Consider the following 15,996-nt stretch of genomic DNA (forward strand, 5'->3'; position numbering starts at 1 on the left):
GTCCCAGAATATCGCAGCGGAGAACCCTGATGCCCCTGTCTAAACCCCTACCCCAATATCTTGTCCAACGTTTCGTTGGCTGGAAGGCGACCATCTATGCCGACAACGAAGTCTGGCACCGACGCCTTGCCGAAGTGGGGCAGCATCCACGCGCGATGGTGATCTCATGCTGTGACAGTCGCGTGCAGGTGACATCACTTTTCGGTGCGGACCCTGGTGAGTTTTTCATCCACCGCAACATCGCCAACCTTGTGCCCCCGTACGAACCCGACGGCGATCCACACGGCACTTCTGCGGCGGTTGAATACGCTGTGACACATCTCAAAGTGGCACATCTGATTGTGGTCGGGCATTCCGATTGCGGCGGCATTTCCGGCTGTGAACAAATGTGTAGCGGCAACGCCCCCGCCCTTGAGGAAAAAACCAGCTTCCTTGGCAGGTGGCTCGATATCATCCGCTCGGGCTATGAAGATGTGAAACACATCGAGGACGCAGATGACCGCCAAGAAGCCCTGGAGAAGAAGGCAGTCGAAATCAGCCTTGAGAACCTACAAGGCTTTCCGTTTGTTCTTGACGCTGTGAAAGCAGGCGGGCTAAGCCTGCATGGCCTTTGGACGGACATCGCTGAAGGGCGACTGGAATCGTTTGTGCCGGGCCAAGGCTTTACACGTGTTGGACCAGAAGGGCTTTAAATGGAAAATGTACTTTCGCTCGCGCTGAATAATCTGTTGTCACCGATTATTCTGTCATTCGCACTCGGACTTTTCGCAGCCCTCGCACGATCAGAATTGACCATCCCCGAAGCTGTGGCCAAGGGTCTGTCAATATATCTGCTTTTTGCTATCGGCTTTAAGGGCGGCGTTGCGGTCACCAAGAATGGCCTAGACTCCACTCTCATTATGACACTTATAGCAGGTTTTGTATTATCGGCCCTGCTACCCTTGTTGGCATTCGCCCTACTGCGCCTGCTTACCAAGTTAGACACCGTGAACGCCGCAGCGGTGGCTGGACACTATGGGTCGATCAGTATCGTGACTTTTGTGGCCGGCACCTCCGTGCTTGAAAGCAGCGGCATCACATCAGAAGGCTACATGGTTGCGGTTGCCGCCGTTATGGAAGCACCTGCGATCTTGTCTGCTCTTTGGTTGATCTCCCGGGGCTCAGGCGGGGCGCGCATGGACGCGGGCCTGTGGCGCGAAATTTTGCTGAACGGCTCAATCGTTTTGTTGGTCGGCTCATTCTTCATCGGCATGGCAACAGGTCAAAAAGGGCTGGACGAAATCGGACCGTTTATCGTGGCGCCGTTCAAAGGTGTGCTGTGCCTGTTCTTGCTGGACATGGGTCTGGTCGCGGGACGCGGCTTGCGCCAAGCCAAAGGCACGATCACATTTGGCTTGCTTGCGTTCGGCATCGTGATGCCACTGGCCTCAAGCGTTATCGGCCTTGCGATGGGTGCTGCAATCGGGCTGTCACTGGGTGGCATAGTCTTGTTGATGGTGCTTTGCGCTTCTGCCAGCTACATCGCGGTGCCCGCGGCCATGCGGGTTGCGGTGCCTGAGGCGGATCCGGCAATTTACTTGACGCTATCACTTGGCGTCACATTCCCCTTCAACCTTACGGTTGGTATTCCCTTGTATCTGGCACTGGCCACAATGTTTTCTGGAGCAGTTTAATGGAAACCCACAAAGCAAAACGCGTTGCAATTATCATCGAAGAACCAATGGAGCGCCGCTTAACCGCCGCGTTGGATGGCGCTGGTGTGCAGGGCTATTCGATCCTACCCGTACTTGGTGGTTCTGGCCGCTCAGGTGGGTGGACTGCGGACGGTCAGTTGGGCCGCTCTGGCATGCGCCAAGTAGTATGCATTATCCGTCCCGAGCGTCTTGATGACCTGCTGACGGCTGCGTTCAAAGTGGTGGATCGCCACATGGGTGTTGTCACTGTCAGCGACTGTGACGTGCTACGCGCCGAGCGCTTCTAGCCCACATACAAAAGACCGCTACACAAAAGAAAACGCGCGCCGCTTTGTATGTAAGCGGCGCGCGTTTTGTATTTCAAACGTGAAGAGCGGCTTAGCCCTTTTTCAGAACCTCACGGCCCAACAACTCGGCGATCTGTACCGCGTTCAACGCAGCACCTTTGCGCAGGTTGTCAGAGACGCACCACATGTTCAGGCCGTTCTCAACAGTTGTATCTTGGCGCACGCGGCTGATGAATGTTGCGAAATCACCCACACATTCGATCGGCGTGACATAGCCGCCGTCTTCGCGCTTATCGATCACCATGATGCCCGGCGCTTCGCGCAGGATGTCGCGTGCTTCGTCTTCATCAAGGAAGTCTTCAAACTCGATGTTCAGCGATTCAGAGTGACCAACGAACACAGGCACACGGACGCAAGTCGCGGTGACTTTGATGCTGCTGTCGACAATCTTCTTAGTCTCGGCAACCATCTTCCACTCTTCTTTAGTGTCGCCGCTATCAAGGAACTTGTCGATGTGCGGGATCACGTTGAAGGCGATCTGCTTGGTGAACTGCCGCGCTGGCTTGTCATCAGTGGGGTTGTAGATCGATTTGGTCTGATCCCACAGCTCATCAATGCCGCCTTTGCCTGCACCAGAAACCGACTGGTACGTGCTGACCACAACGCGCTTGATCTTGGCACGATCATGAAGCGGCTTAAGGGCCACAACCATCTGCGCGGTTGAGCAGTTGGGGTTGGCGATGATGTTCTTCTTTGCATAGCCGTGCACGGCTTGGGGGTTCACTTCCGGCACGATCAACGGGATGTCCGGATCATAGCGGTAAAGCGATGAGTTATCGATCACAACACACCCTGCGGCAGCCGCTTTGGGCGCATATTGCTTGGTGGCGTCAGAGCCAACAGCGAACAGAGCAATGTCGCTTCCCGTGAAGTCGAAGGTGTCCAGGTCTTCGGTCTTCAGGGTTTTGTCGCCAAAGCTTACTTCCGTGCCCAGTGATTTGCGGCTGGCAAGCACGGTAATCTTTGCTACGGGGAACTGACGCTCCGCCAAAATGTTCAACATTTCACGGCCCACGTTACCAGTGGCGCCAACGACGACGATATTATAGCCCATTGTTGTTTCTCCAGAAAAAAAGGACTTGGCGGCCTTACTCTGTATTGCAGCATATGGAAAGTGCGCTGGCTCAATAATCGTTGACATGTGACCATTGAGCGCCCATATGCGGGCCAACCGTCAAAGTCCTGCCGCGTGAGCAGGTGGGCAAAGCCCCCCTTTGACGCCTTACCCCATGATCCCCTCACGCAGGGTTCAGACGCGGCCATTCGGTCTGGGCCATGAGGCTCCGGATCAGCAATTCGTCGCCCTGTGCGTTGCACCCCTTGGCCATATGGTCTGGGCGTTTTCGCTTTTGTGAAAGGGTCATCTTGTGACCGACTTTACCATGCTGGGGCTTAACCCCAAGCTTATGAAAAACATTGCCGATGCCGGCTTTGACAAAGCCACGCCAATTCAGGCGCAGGCTATCCCACTTGTACTTCAAGGTACCGACGTGATGGGCCTTGCCCAAACGGGTACGGGCAAAACTGCTGCTTTTGGCCTGCCAATGGCGGAACTGCTGATGGACCAAATCGGTAAGCCGATGCCCAAAACAGTCAAGGCACTCGTGCTGGCCCCAACCCGCGAGTTGGTGAACCAGATTTGCGACAACCTGAAAATCTATGTGGCGGGCACACCGCTTAAGGTGAACTCGGTCGTTGGCGGGCAATCCATCAACAAACAGATCAACCTGCTGCAACGGGGCACTGATATTCTGGTGGCGACACCGGGCCGTTTGATGGACCTTGTTGACCGCAAAGCCGTTTATCTGGACAGCGCCAAGATGCTTGTACTCGATGAAGCGGATCAGATGCTCGATATGGGCTTTATCCACGCGCTGCGCAAAATCGCACCGCTGTTGGGCACACCGCGTCAAACCATGTTGTTCTCGGCCACGATGTCGAAACAGATGGAAGAGCTTGCGGGCGCGTTCCTAAACAACCCCAAGAAAATCCAGGTCAGCGCACCGGGCAAAGCTGCCGACAAAATCAAGCAATCACTTTGGTACGAACCCCAAGCCTACAAAGCTGACAAGTTGGTTGAGCTGCTGTCAGAGCACAAAGGCGATCAAGCGATTGTCTTTGGCCGCACCAAACACGGCTGCGAAAAGCTGATGAAATTCTTGGTAGCCCAAGGGTATGAGGCAGTATCAATCCACGGCAACAAATCGCAAAACCAACGCGACCGCGCCCTGAATGCGTTCAAAAAAGCCGAAGCCACCGTCTTGGTTGCAACGGACGTTGCTGCACGCGGCATCGACATTCCGGATGTGCGCTATGTCTACAACTTCGAGCTGCCCGAGGTGGCCGAAAACTACGTGCACCGCATTGGCCGTACGGCACGTGCGGGTGCGCAAGGTGAAGCAATTGCTTTGGTTTCAGCCCAAGAGATTGGCTACCTGCGCCAGATCCAGAAAGTCATGAAATTCACCATTCCCGTTGCCGGTGGCCGCGAGCCTATGGAAGAAGATCCCCCCAAGCGCGGTGGTGGCGGCGGTGGCCGTCGTCGCGGTGGCGGCGGTGGTGGTGGGGGCGGTTCTCCTAAGGCGGGCGGCAAGCCACGTCGCTTCGGCAAACCATCTGGTGGTGCTGGTGGCGGCCCCGGTGGTGGTGCAGGTGGCGGCAAACCGCGTCGCCGTCGCAAACCCGCAGCATAACTGCTGATCCCACAAGAAATTCGGTGCGGCGCGTTGCTAAAAACCCGCCTCACCGCTCTTTGGCCTAAAACTTGGTTAACACGTTTTGGATAAACCTATGCGCAAGGACGTCCCCGCATTGGTTTGACACGCTGATGCACCCACAAGCTACTGACACGCAGCAGGCTTTCCACCTGATCTGACGTGTCGTCCAACGGACTGCGCGAGGGGTAAAATCCACCGCGCAAGGACACAGCATATTGGGCGGCGCCGCCTTCTTTAACGGCCACTTCCCTTACATAATAATTGAGCGATGACGCAACAAAACGCCGACAGCCGATGCCCCAAAACGGGACATAGGCCAATTGGCGTTTCTCAATCAGGATTTAGCGGAACAACAACAGCGGCACATGGGCCGAACGCACCATCTCAGTGGTGGTGGAGCCGATGATCAAACTGCGCACGCGGCTGTGCCCGTAAGCACCCATCACCAACATATCCGCACCGTCATCACCCACCAGACCGGCAATCGCTGTCTCGGGCTGTCCGTCTACAAAAGACGCAGTGACCTCAAGGCCCGCACCGGACAACAGCGCCGCAGCACCGTCCAGCTTTTGCTTGGCCTCGGCGGTTTGTGTGCCAACTGTTACAACTTGGCCCGGCAAGCCTTGGAACAGCTTTGCGTTCGCCACATGATCCGCCGCTTTCAACGAAGACGCGCCCCCATCAAACGCAAGCGCAAAGCTTTCAACCGGCTTGAACGCGCGCGATGTGACAAGGATCGGCTTTTCGCAAGAACGCACAACGCGCTCAACGTTGGAACCAAGATGCAGCTTGGCAAAATCTGCCGCCTCGCCGCGCTTGCCGATCACGACCAACTCAGCATCCGCCGCCAATGTCGCAAGCTCAGCCAGCAGATCACCTTGGCGCAAAACCGTGCTGACCGAAACGCCCGCGGCCGCGATGCGCGCCTCGGCGTCTTCCAAAATGGCACGGCCCCGCACTTGGTTCAGTTTGGCGCGTTCTTCATCAAGGGCCGCAAGGTCCTCCATCAACTTGGTACGTGCGCCAAGTCCAATGTTACCCGAACGATCCGCTTTGGCTTCACGGCGTCCCAAAATATGCGCCACAACAACATGGCCGCCAATTTTGCTGGCGACCCAAGCCGCATGATCACACACGCTGTGCGAATACTCAGAGCCATCAACAAGCGCGACAATCTTTTCCAACGTATCAGCCATGTTAGTGTCCAATCATATCTTCAAGCGCGCCCGGTTTGTCAGCGACACCCAGTTTATCAACGATGGTTTCTGACGCCTCATTCAGGCCAATCACATCCACCTCGGCCCCGTCACGGCGGAACTTCATCACAACCATATCAAAGGCTGCCACTGACGAAATATCCCAAATATGCGCGTTGCTTACGTCAATCGTAACACGCTCAAGGGCTTCGCCAAAATCAAACGACTTGGTGAACTGATCAGACGAGGCAAAGAAAATCTGACCCTCAACAGTGTAGGTGCGGTGACGCCCGTCATCAGATAACACACTGCGCACCCGAAAGATTTGCGCAATTTTGCCAGCAAAGAAAATGCCCGACAGCAAGACACCCGTCAGAACACCAATGGCCAAGTTGTGCGAATAGACAGTGACCGCAACAGTGGCCAACATCACGATAGACGATGACATCGGGTGCTCACGCAGGTCTTTCAAAGAGGACCAGCTGAACGTGCCGATCGACACCATAATCATGATCGCCACCAAGGCAGGCATCGGGATTTGCTTCACGATATCGCCCAGCACAACAATCAAGAACAGCAAGAAAACACCCGCAGCAAAGCATGACAAACGCCCGCGCCCACCGGATTTCACGTTAATCATCGACTGACCAATCATCGCACAACCAGCCATGCCGCCGATGAATCCCGTGGCCGTGTTGGCCAAACCTTGGCCGATACATTCGATGTTTTTGTCAGAATTTGTATCCGTCAGATCATCAACCAACGAGGCAGTCATCAAGCTTTCCAGCAGACCCACAACCGCAATGGCAAGCGCCACAGGGAAGATGATCTGCAGCGTCTCAAACGTTAGCGGAATGTCAGGCAACAAGAAGATCGGAAGGGTATCGGGCAACTCGCCCATGTCGCCCACAACACGCACATCAAGCCCCATGAACATCGCAAGCGATGTCAGCACAACAATCGTCACCAGCGGCGATGGAATGGCTGTGGTCACGTATGGGAACAGATAGATGATCGCCAAACCCGCCGCCGTCATCACATAGGTTAGCGTGTTCACACCCCCTGTGGCGGGGTTGAGTTCCGGCAATTGCGCAAGGAAAATAAGGATCGCCAGCGCATTCACAAAACCTGTCATCACAGATTTGGAAACAAAGCGCATCACACTGCCCAGCTTAAGCACACCCGCACCAATCTGGATCAGACCCGCCAGAACCGTGGTCGCCAACAGATATTCCAGACCGTGATCGCGCACCAACGTCACCATCAACACAGCGGTCGCGGCGGTGGCAGCACTGATCATACCGGGGCGGCCACCTGTGATCGCGGTAATCACCGCGATGCTGAACGAAGCGTAAAGGCCGACCTTAGGATCAACGCCCGCAATGATCGAAAACGCAATCGCCTCTGGGATCAGCGCAAGCGCCACCACAAGGCCCGCAAGTAAATCATTGCGGATGTTGCCAAACCAATCGTTGCGAAAATTCGTTATATAATACGCCAGCATCTTTATGTGTCCTCAGTCGGGGTTAGGCGCGATGTAACAGGGGCGCTGCGCGATGCATACCCCCCTCCTCACATCCGGCCCGTTGTGACCAAAGACGCTACACAATGCGCGCGCTGTTACGGCCTAGTCCGTGCGGTCGTCAGAAAAAGCGTAAATGACCAACCCGATGGTAATGGTCACAGCGAACAAACCAAAGATCACCGGATATGCACCCTGCGCGCCAAAACTGTCGTAGATGCGCCCTGTGAGCATCTGAAAAATCCCAACGCCACCAATCCCGAACAAGTTCAACAACGTCACTCCGCGCCCCGTCAGATGGGACGGGAAAAAGCTGCGCGCATGGGCGGTAATCACAGGAAATCCGGATCCTGCCATGCCAATCACGGCAAGCAAGATCACCGCAGTCCAAATTTGTGGTACCGGATTAATCGCCAGAAACGCCAGACACAGCACACCGATGCTGTTGCCGATAATGATGACCCATTTGCGCGTACCAAAGATGCGGTCTGCCGGTGCGTAAAGGAATGTGCCCGCCACCATAGCAAGCCCCATCACAAGGCCCGCTGTACCAATAAACGCCGGAAACGCGCCGTGCAGATCATCGAAATACGGCCCGATCCAAAGCCCCCTAATCCCTGCGGCAGCGGCATAATTCACAAACATCAGCGGGAAAATTAGCCACAGCGCGGGCATCCGCAAAAGCGTCAAAACAGAGCCGTCTTTGGGCGCGTCCACCTCACGCGCAGGGTCGCGGATCAGGGCAAACATCACCACAGCCGTGGCAGCCGTAAGTGCCGCAAGCCCCATCAACGTGGCACGCCAGCCAAATGCTTCAACCGCCCAAGCTGTTGGCGCGGCCGACAGCAAATTTCCCAAACTCCCGATCCCGATCATCACGCCTGCAAGGGTGGCGAACACGGCCGGTGCATAGATTTTGGCAAAGATGAAATACCCCGCCATCAACACCGCTGAACAGCCGATGCCAATCAAAACCATCGCCAATTTGATGTGCAGCACCGTGGTGGCCATCGCAAAAACCACCGCCCCAAGCGCACCGATCATCAACAACGCAGGCGCTGTTTTACGCGGCCCGATTGTATCAAGCGCCCAGCCCACGGGGATTTGCATCACCGCAAATGTCAAAAACCACAGGCCCGAAGCCGCCGCCAGATCATCTGGCGTGGCGCCAATATCGCGACCCAGAACGCCTGTCAGAACCGCCAAAAACGCGCGGTAGAATTGCGACAACACATAAGCAAAGATCAATGCGGCGATGCCAGCTTTCATGGGGGTGCTCCGGTTCAAGTTATCCTCGGGCGTACCGCTGCCATGCAACGGGCAGCCGCGCAAGTCTGCAATCAACTTTGCGGCGCAGCGCGCCTATGCCATACATCACACCATGACAGTCCTGACCCCCTCCGCCGGCCCTGCTGAACCCCGTGGCCTTTGCACAGATTGCGGCGTCTCGCGCATGGGGATCGCCAAGTCCTGCGGCACCGCGTGCCAGTTCATCAAACCGGACTACCCCGCGATGGAAGCCGCCGTGCAAGGGCGCACTCGGCGCGCAACGGGGGACGAGGTTTTCTTTGGTCCGTTCCAAGCCATGTACCGCGCCGCTTTGACCCCTGCGCGCGAGGGGGCGCAATGGACGGGGCTGACAACGCGGCTGGCTGAAAAGATGCTGGAAGACGGCAGTGTCGACGGCGTCATTTGCATGGTGCCTGACGCTGATGATCCGTGGAAACCCGTGCCCGCGATTATTACTGAGGCCGCCGATATGGCCCAAGCCCGCGGGATGCGGATGGGCTACGCGCCGCTGCTGGCCATGCTGGAACCTGCCGCCGAAATGGGCCTGAAACGGCTGGCGATGATCGGCATCCCCTGTCAGGTGTATGCCCTGCGCCGCATCGAAGAACAGCTTGGATTTGAGGCCATTACCGTGATCGGAACACCGTGTTCCGACAACACCACCACCGCCAATTTCCACGACTTTCTGGCGCGCCTGTCCGACAAACCCGAGACGATCACATATCTTGAGTTTCGCGCCGATTATCACGTTGAGCTGCGCTTTGAGGATGGCCGCTCGCAAACCATTCCGTTCCTGCAGTTGCCGCTGTCTGATTTATCGCCCGACTTCTTTCCACTGACCTGTCGCACCTGCGTGGATTACACCAACACGCTGGCTGATATCACCGTGGGCTACATGGGCGGCACCGGTGAGCAATGGGTGATCGTACGCAATGATCGTGGCGCCCGCGCCCTTGAGGCGATCCGCCCAGAGGTCAAACTTTCAGCCCCCGCCGATAAGGGCAAACGCGCCGGTGCCGTGGCCGGTTTTCGTGACAATACTGCCCGCGCGGCGGGGGGGCTTCCCCTGCGCAAAATGCCAAATTGGTTGCGTCCGATTGTGGGCTGGCTCATGCCCCGCATCGGACCGCGCGGCATCGAATTTGCCCGCGCAAGGCTTGAGATGAAAGCAGTTGAAACCGTGCTGCACCTGCGCCGCGAAGAGCCTGCAAAGATGAAGAACATGATCCCCGATCATGTCTGGGACTTGGCCGCGCCCTATGATGTGACCCCCCAAGAGGGCGAGCGTCAAAAGCCGTAAAGCCGCGCAGGTGTATCAACCAAAATGCGGCGGCGGGTATCCTCATCGGTGACGGTCCCCATGAAGTGGTTCAACAAGACGCCCGCATCCGGCAGTTTTGCATCCGCCAGCATAATATGGGGCCAATCGCTGCCCCAAACGCAGGCGTCAGGGTTTGCGCGCGCCAGTGTTTCGATAAAGCTGCTGGCCGCTTCATACGGCGCATCGCACAACCTGTAAGGGGCGCTTAGCTTCACATGACAGGCCCCATCAGACACCAATTGGCGCAGTGTCTCAAAGCCTTCTTGCTGGGTGCCGAGACTTAGATCAGGCCAACCGATGTGGTCAAAACACACGGGCACCGGCATGGCGCGCACATCGTCCGCAAGTTCTTGCATGTGTTTGTGGGTGTTCATCAGCATCTGCACGTGCATCCCGCGCGCCGCAAGCATTGGCGCAATCCGCTTTACGCCGTCCCACGACAACACACCACCGTGCACATAGTTCAGCCGCACGCCCACAATGCCCGCGTCACGCAAATCATCCAAATCCGCCTCGGTCGCCGCATCCGTGACAAGCCCGATCCCCCGCGCCGCATCGCCCATCGCTGAAACAGCGGCTTTCGTCACATCATTGTTGGCCCCGTAAAGAATGGAGTGCACGATCACGCAACGCTCCATACCCAGCACATCCATATGGTGGCGGTAGCGCGTGACATACTCATCAAGGCTGCCGGCGGCAGGGTCCTCAACACGGCCATCCCACAAGGGCATATCATCGCCAACCATATGAATATGCGCATCACACGCCCCATGCGGCACGTTTCCAATGGGCGACGTTGGTGTGTCGATCGGGGGCAAGGCAGTGGGCAGCATGTCGGCTCCTATCGGATTTATGGCGTTTCTTAGCTTTGGAGTAGCCCAGCAGGTTTGGTAGAGACAAGGGATGGAAACATTTGCCGACATACTGCTGCGCGCCTTTGCTCTGATCGCCCAAGGGGATCCGGTGCTGCGCGGTGTTGTGGGGCTGTCGCTTTATGTGACGTTAAGTGCGACCGCTATTGCCTGTGCGATTGGCCTGCCATTGGGCGCAGTTGTGGGCGGCACACAGTTTGCCGGACGCGGCGGCGTCATTATCTTTCTGAACGCGCTGATGGGCCTGCCGCCTGTGGTGGTGGGTTTGGTGGTGTATCTGCTGTTGTCAGCAAGTGGCCCGCTTGGGGTGCTGGGCCTGCTTTACACGCCCGCTGCCATGATTATTGCACAGACCATTTTGATCACGCCGATTGTTGCGGCCCTAACGGTGCAAGTGACGTCGGATATGCACCGCGAATACCGCGAGCAGTTCCGCTCGATGGGTGTTGGACGGCTGGCACGCATTGTGGCGCTGATGTGGGATGCGCGGTTGGCGTTGGTGCCTGTGGCGCTTGCGGGTTTTGGCCGTGCGGTGGCCGAAGTGGGCGCGGTCATGATTGTGGGTGGCAACATCAACCACGTCACCCGAGTCATGACCACCTCAATCGCACTTGAAACCAGCAAGGGCAATCTTGAACTGGCGCTGGCCCTTGGGATTGTGCTGTTGCTGATCGCACTTCTGGTGAATGCGGCCGTGATGACACTGCGCTCTGCCTCTGTGAGGGCTGCTTATGCGTGAGCCCGCAAATATCATCCGCGCTGATTTCGGCGGCACCCTTCTTGAAACACGCGGGCTTACCTACCGCGCCGATGGCACGCGCTTTGTGGATGACGTCTCGCTTCGTCTGCGCGAGGGGCGCATCACAACAATTTTGGGACCCAACGGTGCGGGCAAAAGCCTGTTGCTGCGGTTGATCCACGGGCTGATCGCGCCCACATCTGGCGATGTCATCTGGAACGGGCGCACCCTTGATGCCCCTGCCCGCGCGGCCCAAGCCATGGTGTTTCAGCGCCCCGTGATGATGCGCCGCTCTGTTGCGGGTAATTTGCGTTTTGCATTGAAGGTGAAGGGCGTGCCCCGCCACGCGCGCGCCGCTCAAGTAGAGGCGCTGCTCACCAAGGCGGGCCTTCAGGATATGGCAACACGCCCCGCACGGCTTTTGTCAGGTGGTGAGCAACAAAAGCTGGCGATTGTGCGTGCCACTATTGGTGCGCCGCGTATGCTGATGCTTGATGAGCCGACAGCCAATCTTGATCCATCGGCGACGCGGGCTGTCGAAACATTGGTGCAAGATGTGCAGGCCCAAGGCACCACGGTGGTGATGGTTACCCACGACCAAGGACAGGCGAAACGCCTCGCCCAAGATGTGGCGTTCCTGCAAAGCGGCCGCCTTGCCGAGGCCGGTCCCGCCGCGCGCCTTTTGACTGAACCACAATCACGGCCCATGAAAGCGTGGCTGGATGGAGAGCTTTATGTGGACTAAATGCGCAGGCCTGATTTTTGCGTTGGTACTGTCTGTGGCGGTGATGCCAATGGGCGCAAAAGCTGAGCAATTCATCGTGGTACAATCCACCACATCCACACAAAACTCTGGACTGTTTGATACGATTTTACCCGTGTTTGAAGCCGCAACCGGTATTGAAGTTCGCGTTGTGGCTGTTGGCACAGGGCAGGCATTGCGCAATGCCCAAAACGGCGACGGAGATGTTTTGCTGGTGCACGCCAAAGCCGCAGAGCAGGCCTTTGTGGATGCGGGTTACGGCCTGCCGCGCCACGATGTGATGTATAATGATTTCGTGCTGATCGGCCCAAAAGACGACCCTGCGGGCATTCGCGGAACACGCAGCGCGGCTAAGGCGCTGGCCCGTATCGCCGCCCAAAAAGCACCCTTTGCCAGCCGCGGTGACGACAGCGGCACCCACAAAGCCGAGATGCGGATGTGGGGTGCGCTTGACCCAACAGACGCCTCAGGCACGTGGTACCGCGAAACGGGCAGCGGCATGGGCGCAACTCTGAACACCGGCATCGCCATGGGGGCATATGTGCTAAGCGACCGCGCCACGTGGCTGGCCTTTGGCAACAAAGCCGACCACGACGTGCTGGTTGAGGGCGATCCCGCGATGTTCAACCAATACGGCGTGATCGTGGTAGACCCGGCGCGCCACCCCCACGTCAAAGTGGCCGAGGCCCAACGCTTTGCCGATTGGTTAACCCAAGATGAAGGACAGAGCGCCATCGCCGCGTTCACCGTCGCGGGCACCCAGCTTTTCTATCCAAACGCAACGCCGCGTTAAGGGCTGTCATTTGCCGCGCGATGGTGATTTATCACAGCGGAATTTGACGGACGTTTTACAAGGGACATCCAAATGGACAAAGATCTCAGCTTTTTCTTGATCATCGGCCTGATGCTTGTGGTCGGTGTGATGGTTGCCCTTCAAGGGCCGCTTAACGCCAAACTGTCACAAAACATCGGCAGCTTTATTCTTGGCTCAGCCATTTCATTTGCTGTTGGCTTGGTCGCGCTGATCATCTTGTGGTTTGCCGGCGGCGCACAAGGCAGCCTTGCCGCAATCAAAGTGCAACCGCTTTACCTGTTAAGCGGTGGTTTGTTGGGCGTATGCTTCGTGTGGGCCTTCACATGGGCAGTACCGCAAATTGGTGTGTTCTTCGTGGTGATCTCCGCAATCATCGGACAGATGATCGGCGCAGTTGTGATTGCGCGGATCGGCATGTTCGGGGTCGCCCCCAGCTATCTCGGCTTATCGCAGTTTGTCGGGCTTGGCTTTTTGACTGTGGGCGCTGTGCTGATCTATCGCTAGGTCGGCGGACCCGTTAACGGCCCCGCCTTTCAAACAGAAATTACTTCCGATCGATGATCCCGCGTTTGCGCAACGTGGGGCTAAGACGGGCGGCGGTACCTGTTTCAAACCGTGAACGAGTGCGCAGAACCGGCGTCGTTTCAGAGGCGTCTTTCGTGCCCTCGCGGAACACAATGATCAAACCACTGGCAATGATGATCGCTGCGCCAAGTAGGGTCATCGCGTCAGGGAATTCCGAAAAGAGCAGCACGCCAAAAATAGTCGCCCAAATGATTTGGCTGTACTGCATCGGCGCGACGATTGCCGCGTCCCCCTTTTTGTAGGCCACAATCATGCAAAGCCCCGCAAGGTTCACGAGGATGGACATGGCAAGGGTACCGACCAAATCAGGCAGGGTCATGGGAACATAGACAAACGGCAGCGCCACCCCCATCAACACAAAGTTGGCCATCATGGGGTAGAGCATCAAAACAATCGTACGTTCGTCCTTACCGATTTTGCGCACGATCACCGAGGCAAGCGCCCCGCCAAACGCGCCCATCAAAGCAGCGGCATGACCAAGCCCAAGGTCGGTCCCCCCCGGGCGCAGCACCACCAAAACACCGCTCAGGCCCAGCGCAACTGCAACCCAGCGCCGCCAGCCAACAGTCTCACCCAAGATCGGGATGGACAGGACGGTAATGATCAGCGGACTTGCGAAAATAATGGCGTAGGTCTGGGTCAACGGCAGCACAGAGAAGGCGTAAAACACACTGATACCTGTGGCGACTGCAGCAAGCGTGCGCAGGGCTGTCCACCACGGGTGACGCGGAATAAGGTTGGCTTCGGTCTGGTCGCGCATCAGCATCATCATGACCATCGGAAAGCCGAACAGCACGCTAAAGAACAAAATCTGGAAAGGCTGATAACTCACGCCCAGTACTTTCACGATCACATCATGGGTCGAGAAAATAGCAAAACCCAAAAGGGCATAAAGCGCGGCGGATGTATTGTTGGACATAAAGGCGGCCTGACTGGTTTCAGTCATGGCTAAAACAAACGCCCGCCCTGTGACAAGATGCATCAGGGCGGGCGCTGTGAATTGTTGTGAAACGTGCCCTTAAAGGGACGCGTCCAAAGCGGCCAAGATAACGTCGCCCATCTGGCTGGTGCTGATTGGGGTACCGCCGTCTGGGCCCATCAGATCACCGGTACGCGCACCATCGGCCAGTACTTTTTCAACCGCTGCTTCGAGGCGAGCAGCCTCAGCGCCTTGGTCAAACGAATAGCGCAGCGCCATCGCGAAGGACAAAATACACGCGATTGGGTTCGCTTTGCTTTGGCCTGTGATGTCAGGCGCGGAACCGTGTACCGGCTCATAGAGCGCTTTGGGGCGACCATTTTCGCCAATTGCACCAAGGGATGCGGAAGGCAGCATGCCAAGAGAGCCCGTCAGCATCGCGGCACAGTCAGACAAGATATCGCCAAACAGGTTGTCTGTCAGGATCACGTCAAACTGCTTAGGCGCGCGGACCAACTGCATTGCGCCGTTGTCTGCGTACATGTGGCTTAGCTCAACTTCGGGATATTCGGCGTGCACTTTGGTCACGACTTCGCGCCACAAAATGCCACTTTCCATCACGTTGGCTTTTTCCATAGAGCAAACGCGTTTGTTGCGGCGCATGGCCAACTCAAACGCAGAGCGCGCAACGCGGTCAATCTCGGCTTCGGTGTAGCGCTGGGTGTTGATGCCTACGCGTTGACCGTCTTCTTCAAATATGCCCCGTGGCTCGCCGAAGTATGAACCTGATGTCAGCTCACGAACGATCATGATGTCGAGGCCAGAGACGATGTCACGCTTCAGGCTTGAGAAGTCAGCCAATGCGTCAAAACATTGTGCGGGGCGCAGGTTTGAGAACAGATCCATCTCTTTGCGAAGGCGCAACAGGCCGCGCTCAGGCTTCACGGAGAAGTCCAGATCATCATAGGCAGGGCCACCAACAGCACCCAACAAAACCGCGTCCGCAGCATGTGCTTTGGCCATCGTGTCATCATGCAAAGGCGTGCCGTGGGCATCGTAGGCCGCGCCACCGACAAGGTCGGTTTCAACGTCAAACGACAGGTCACGCTTGTCGCCGAACCACGCGATAACGCGCTCAACCTCGGCCATGACTTCGGGGCCAATGCCGTCACCGGGCAGGATCAAAAGGGAGGGGTTCGCCATTGCAACAAGTCCTT

General features: G+C 57.0%; 16 protein-coding genes. 9 read left to right on the forward strand and 7 right to left on the reverse strand.

The genetic code is table 11. From position 1 onward, the window contains the following. Positions 1–29: 29 nt before the first annotated feature. Genes OLX08_RS07200 through OLX08_RS07210 form a run of 3 tightly spaced genes read left to right on the forward strand, consistent with a single transcriptional unit; the run spans position 30 to position 1,981 of the window. On the forward strand, positions 30–692 hold the full coding sequence (locus OLX08_RS07200) for a carbonic anhydrase (protein ID WP_391480622.1): 663 nt from the start codon (positions 30–32) through the stop codon (positions 690–692). Continuing rightward, positions 693–1,673, forward strand: coding sequence for a sodium-dependent bicarbonate transport family permease (locus tag OLX08_RS07205; protein ID WP_391480623.1), 981 nt, complete (start codon positions 693–695; stop codon positions 1,671–1,673). Beyond that, positions 1,673–1,981, forward strand: a complete 309-nt coding sequence (locus OLX08_RS07210; RefSeq protein ID WP_048598451.1) for a P-II family nitrogen regulator — start codon at positions 1,673–1,675, stop codon at positions 1,979–1,981. Before OLX08_RS07205 ends, OLX08_RS07210 begins: the two co-directional genes overlap by 1 nt. A 91-nt stretch (positions 1,982–2,072) precedes the next feature. Here the strand turns inward: OLX08_RS07210 and OLX08_RS07215 are convergent, their stop codons facing one another. Next, positions 2,073–3,095, reverse strand: coding sequence for an aspartate-semialdehyde dehydrogenase (locus tag OLX08_RS07215; protein WP_391480625.1), 1,023 nt, complete (start codon positions 3,093–3,095; stop codon positions 2,073–2,075). A gap of 313 nt (positions 3,096–3,408) precedes the next feature. On the opposite strand from OLX08_RS07215, the gene OLX08_RS07220 reads away from it, so the two are divergent. Then, on the forward strand, positions 3,409–4,734 hold the full coding sequence (locus OLX08_RS07220) for a DEAD/DEAH box helicase (protein WP_391480626.1): 1,326 nt from the start codon (positions 3,409–3,411) through the stop codon (positions 4,732–4,734). Positions 4,735–5,099: 365 nt separating this feature from the next. Here OLX08_RS07220 and OLX08_RS07225 read toward each other — a convergent pair whose 3' ends face one another. From OLX08_RS07225 to OLX08_RS07235, 3 genes are all read right to left on the reverse strand, one after another. After that, positions 5,100–5,954 (reverse strand): universal stress protein, encoded by an 855-nt coding sequence (locus OLX08_RS07225; protein WP_341246196.1) that lies wholly within the window; start codon positions 5,952–5,954, stop codon positions 5,100–5,102. A gap of 1 nt (position 5,955) precedes the next feature. Next, positions 5,956–7,458 (reverse strand): SulP family inorganic anion transporter, encoded by a 1,503-nt coding sequence (locus tag OLX08_RS07230; RefSeq protein ID WP_048598456.1) that lies wholly within the window; start codon positions 7,456–7,458, stop codon positions 5,956–5,958. Positions 7,459–7,581: 123 nt separating this feature from the next. Then, positions 7,582–8,745 (reverse strand): MFS transporter, encoded by a 1,164-nt coding sequence (locus tag OLX08_RS07235; protein ID WP_391480628.1) that lies wholly within the window; start codon positions 8,743–8,745, stop codon positions 7,582–7,584. Between the two features lie 112 nt (positions 8,746–8,857). Here OLX08_RS07235 and OLX08_RS07240 point away from each other — a divergent pair, with 112 nt between their 5' ends. After that, positions 8,858–10,066: a Coenzyme F420 hydrogenase/dehydrogenase, beta subunit C-terminal domain gene (locus tag OLX08_RS07240; RefSeq protein ID WP_391480630.1), complete on the forward strand. Its 1,209-nt coding sequence runs from the start codon at positions 8,858–8,860 to the stop codon at positions 10,064–10,066. On the opposite strand, the gene OLX08_RS07245 is transcribed toward OLX08_RS07240, so the two are convergent. Continuing rightward, positions 10,054–10,920 (reverse strand): amidohydrolase family protein, encoded by an 867-nt coding sequence (locus OLX08_RS07245; protein WP_391480631.1) that lies wholly within the window; start codon positions 10,918–10,920, stop codon positions 10,054–10,056. The genes OLX08_RS07240 and OLX08_RS07245 overlap by 13 nt on opposite strands. A 70-nt stretch (positions 10,921–10,990) precedes the next feature. On the opposite strand from OLX08_RS07245, the gene OLX08_RS07250 reads away from it, so the two are divergent. The 4 genes from OLX08_RS07250 (at position 10,991) to OLX08_RS07265 (ending at position 13,779) form a co-directional block, all read left to right on the forward strand. Beyond that, positions 10,991–11,698 (forward strand): ABC transporter permease, encoded by a 708-nt coding sequence (locus tag OLX08_RS07250; protein WP_391480633.1) that lies wholly within the window; start codon positions 10,991–10,993, stop codon positions 11,696–11,698. Next, positions 11,691–12,443, forward strand: a complete 753-nt coding sequence (locus OLX08_RS07255; RefSeq protein WP_391480635.1) for an ATP-binding cassette domain-containing protein — start codon at positions 11,691–11,693, stop codon at positions 12,441–12,443. Before OLX08_RS07250 ends, OLX08_RS07255 begins: the two co-directional genes overlap by 8 nt. Further along, positions 12,433–13,254 carry an extracellular solute-binding protein gene (locus tag OLX08_RS07260; protein WP_391480637.1) on the forward strand — a complete coding sequence of 274 codons (822 nt, stop codon included), beginning with the start codon at positions 12,433–12,435 and terminating at the stop codon, positions 13,252–13,254. The genes OLX08_RS07255 and OLX08_RS07260 overlap by 11 nt, the downstream gene beginning before the upstream one ends. Positions 13,255–13,326: 72 nt before the next feature. Then, complete coding sequence (locus OLX08_RS07265; protein WP_341246201.1) at positions 13,327–13,779, forward strand: DMT family transporter; 453 nt, start codon at positions 13,327–13,329, stop codon at positions 13,777–13,779. A 40-nt stretch (positions 13,780–13,819) separates the two neighbouring features. Here OLX08_RS07265 and OLX08_RS07270 read toward each other — a convergent pair whose 3' ends face one another. Both OLX08_RS07270 and leuB read right to left on the reverse strand, forming a co-directional pair. Further along, the gene (locus OLX08_RS07270; protein ID WP_391483198.1) at positions 13,820–14,779 is read right to left on the reverse strand and encodes a DMT family transporter; all 960 of its coding nucleotides are present in this window, start codon (positions 14,777–14,779) and stop codon (positions 13,820–13,822) included. A 99-nt stretch (positions 14,780–14,878) separates the two neighbouring features. Then, a complete protein-coding gene (gene leuB, locus OLX08_RS07275; RefSeq protein WP_334066947.1) occupies positions 14,879–15,982 on the reverse strand; it encodes a 3-isopropylmalate dehydrogenase in 1,104 nt (367 codons plus the stop codon). Positions 15,983–15,996 lie beyond the last annotated feature (14 nt).

This window comes from Nereida ignava (assembly GCF_047114695.1).
Taxonomy (GTDB): Bacteria; Pseudomonadota; Alphaproteobacteria; order Rhodobacterales; family Rhodobacteraceae; genus Nereida; species Nereida ignava.

Bases quoted from the DNA above. Each gene is read 5' to 3' on its own strand.
- OLX08_RS07200 (WP_391480622.1), top strand. From the start codon at position 30: ATGCCCCTGTCTAAACCCCTACCCCAATATCTTGTCCAACGTTTCGTT.
- OLX08_RS07205 (WP_391480623.1), top strand. From the start codon at position 693: ATGGAAAATGTACTTTCGCTCGCGCTGAATAATCTGTTGTCACCGATT.
- OLX08_RS07210 (WP_048598451.1), top strand. From the start codon at position 1,673: ATGGAAACCCACAAAGCAAAACGCGTTGCAATTATCATCGAAGAACCA.
- OLX08_RS07215 (WP_391480625.1), bottom strand. From the start codon at position 3,095: ATGGGCTATAATATCGTCGTCGTTGGCGCCACTGGTAACGTGGGCCGT.
- OLX08_RS07225 (WP_341246196.1), bottom strand. From the start codon at position 5,954: ATGGCTGATACGTTGGAAAAGATTGTCGCGCTTGTTGATGGCTCTGAG.
- OLX08_RS07230 (WP_048598456.1), bottom strand. From the start codon at position 7,458: ATGCTGGCGTATTATATAACGAATTTTCGCAACGATTGGTTTGGCAAC.
- OLX08_RS07235 (WP_391480628.1), bottom strand. From the start codon at position 8,745: ATGAAAGCTGGCATCGCCGCATTGATCTTTGCTTATGTGTTGTCGCAA.
- OLX08_RS07240 (WP_391480630.1), top strand. From the start codon at position 8,858: ATGACAGTCCTGACCCCCTCCGCCGGCCCTGCTGAACCCCGTGGCCTT.
- OLX08_RS07245 (WP_391480631.1), bottom strand. From the start codon at position 10,920: ATGCTGCCCACTGCCTTGCCCCCGATCGACACACCAACGTCGCCCATT.
- OLX08_RS07250 (WP_391480633.1), top strand. From the start codon at position 10,991: ATGGAAACATTTGCCGACATACTGCTGCGCGCCTTTGCTCTGATCGCC.
- OLX08_RS07255 (WP_391480635.1), top strand. From the start codon at position 11,691: ATGCGTGAGCCCGCAAATATCATCCGCGCTGATTTCGGCGGCACCCTT.
- OLX08_RS07260 (WP_391480637.1), top strand. From the start codon at position 12,433: ATGTGGACTAAATGCGCAGGCCTGATTTTTGCGTTGGTACTGTCTGTG.
- OLX08_RS07265 (WP_341246201.1), top strand. From the start codon at position 13,327: ATGGACAAAGATCTCAGCTTTTTCTTGATCATCGGCCTGATGCTTGTG.
- OLX08_RS07270 (WP_391483198.1), bottom strand. From the start codon at position 14,779: ATGTCCAACAATACATCCGCCGCGCTTTATGCCCTTTTGGGTTTTGCT.
- leuB (WP_334066947.1), bottom strand. From the start codon at position 15,982: ATGGCGAACCCCTCCCTTTTGATCCTGCCCGGTGACGGCATTGGCCCC.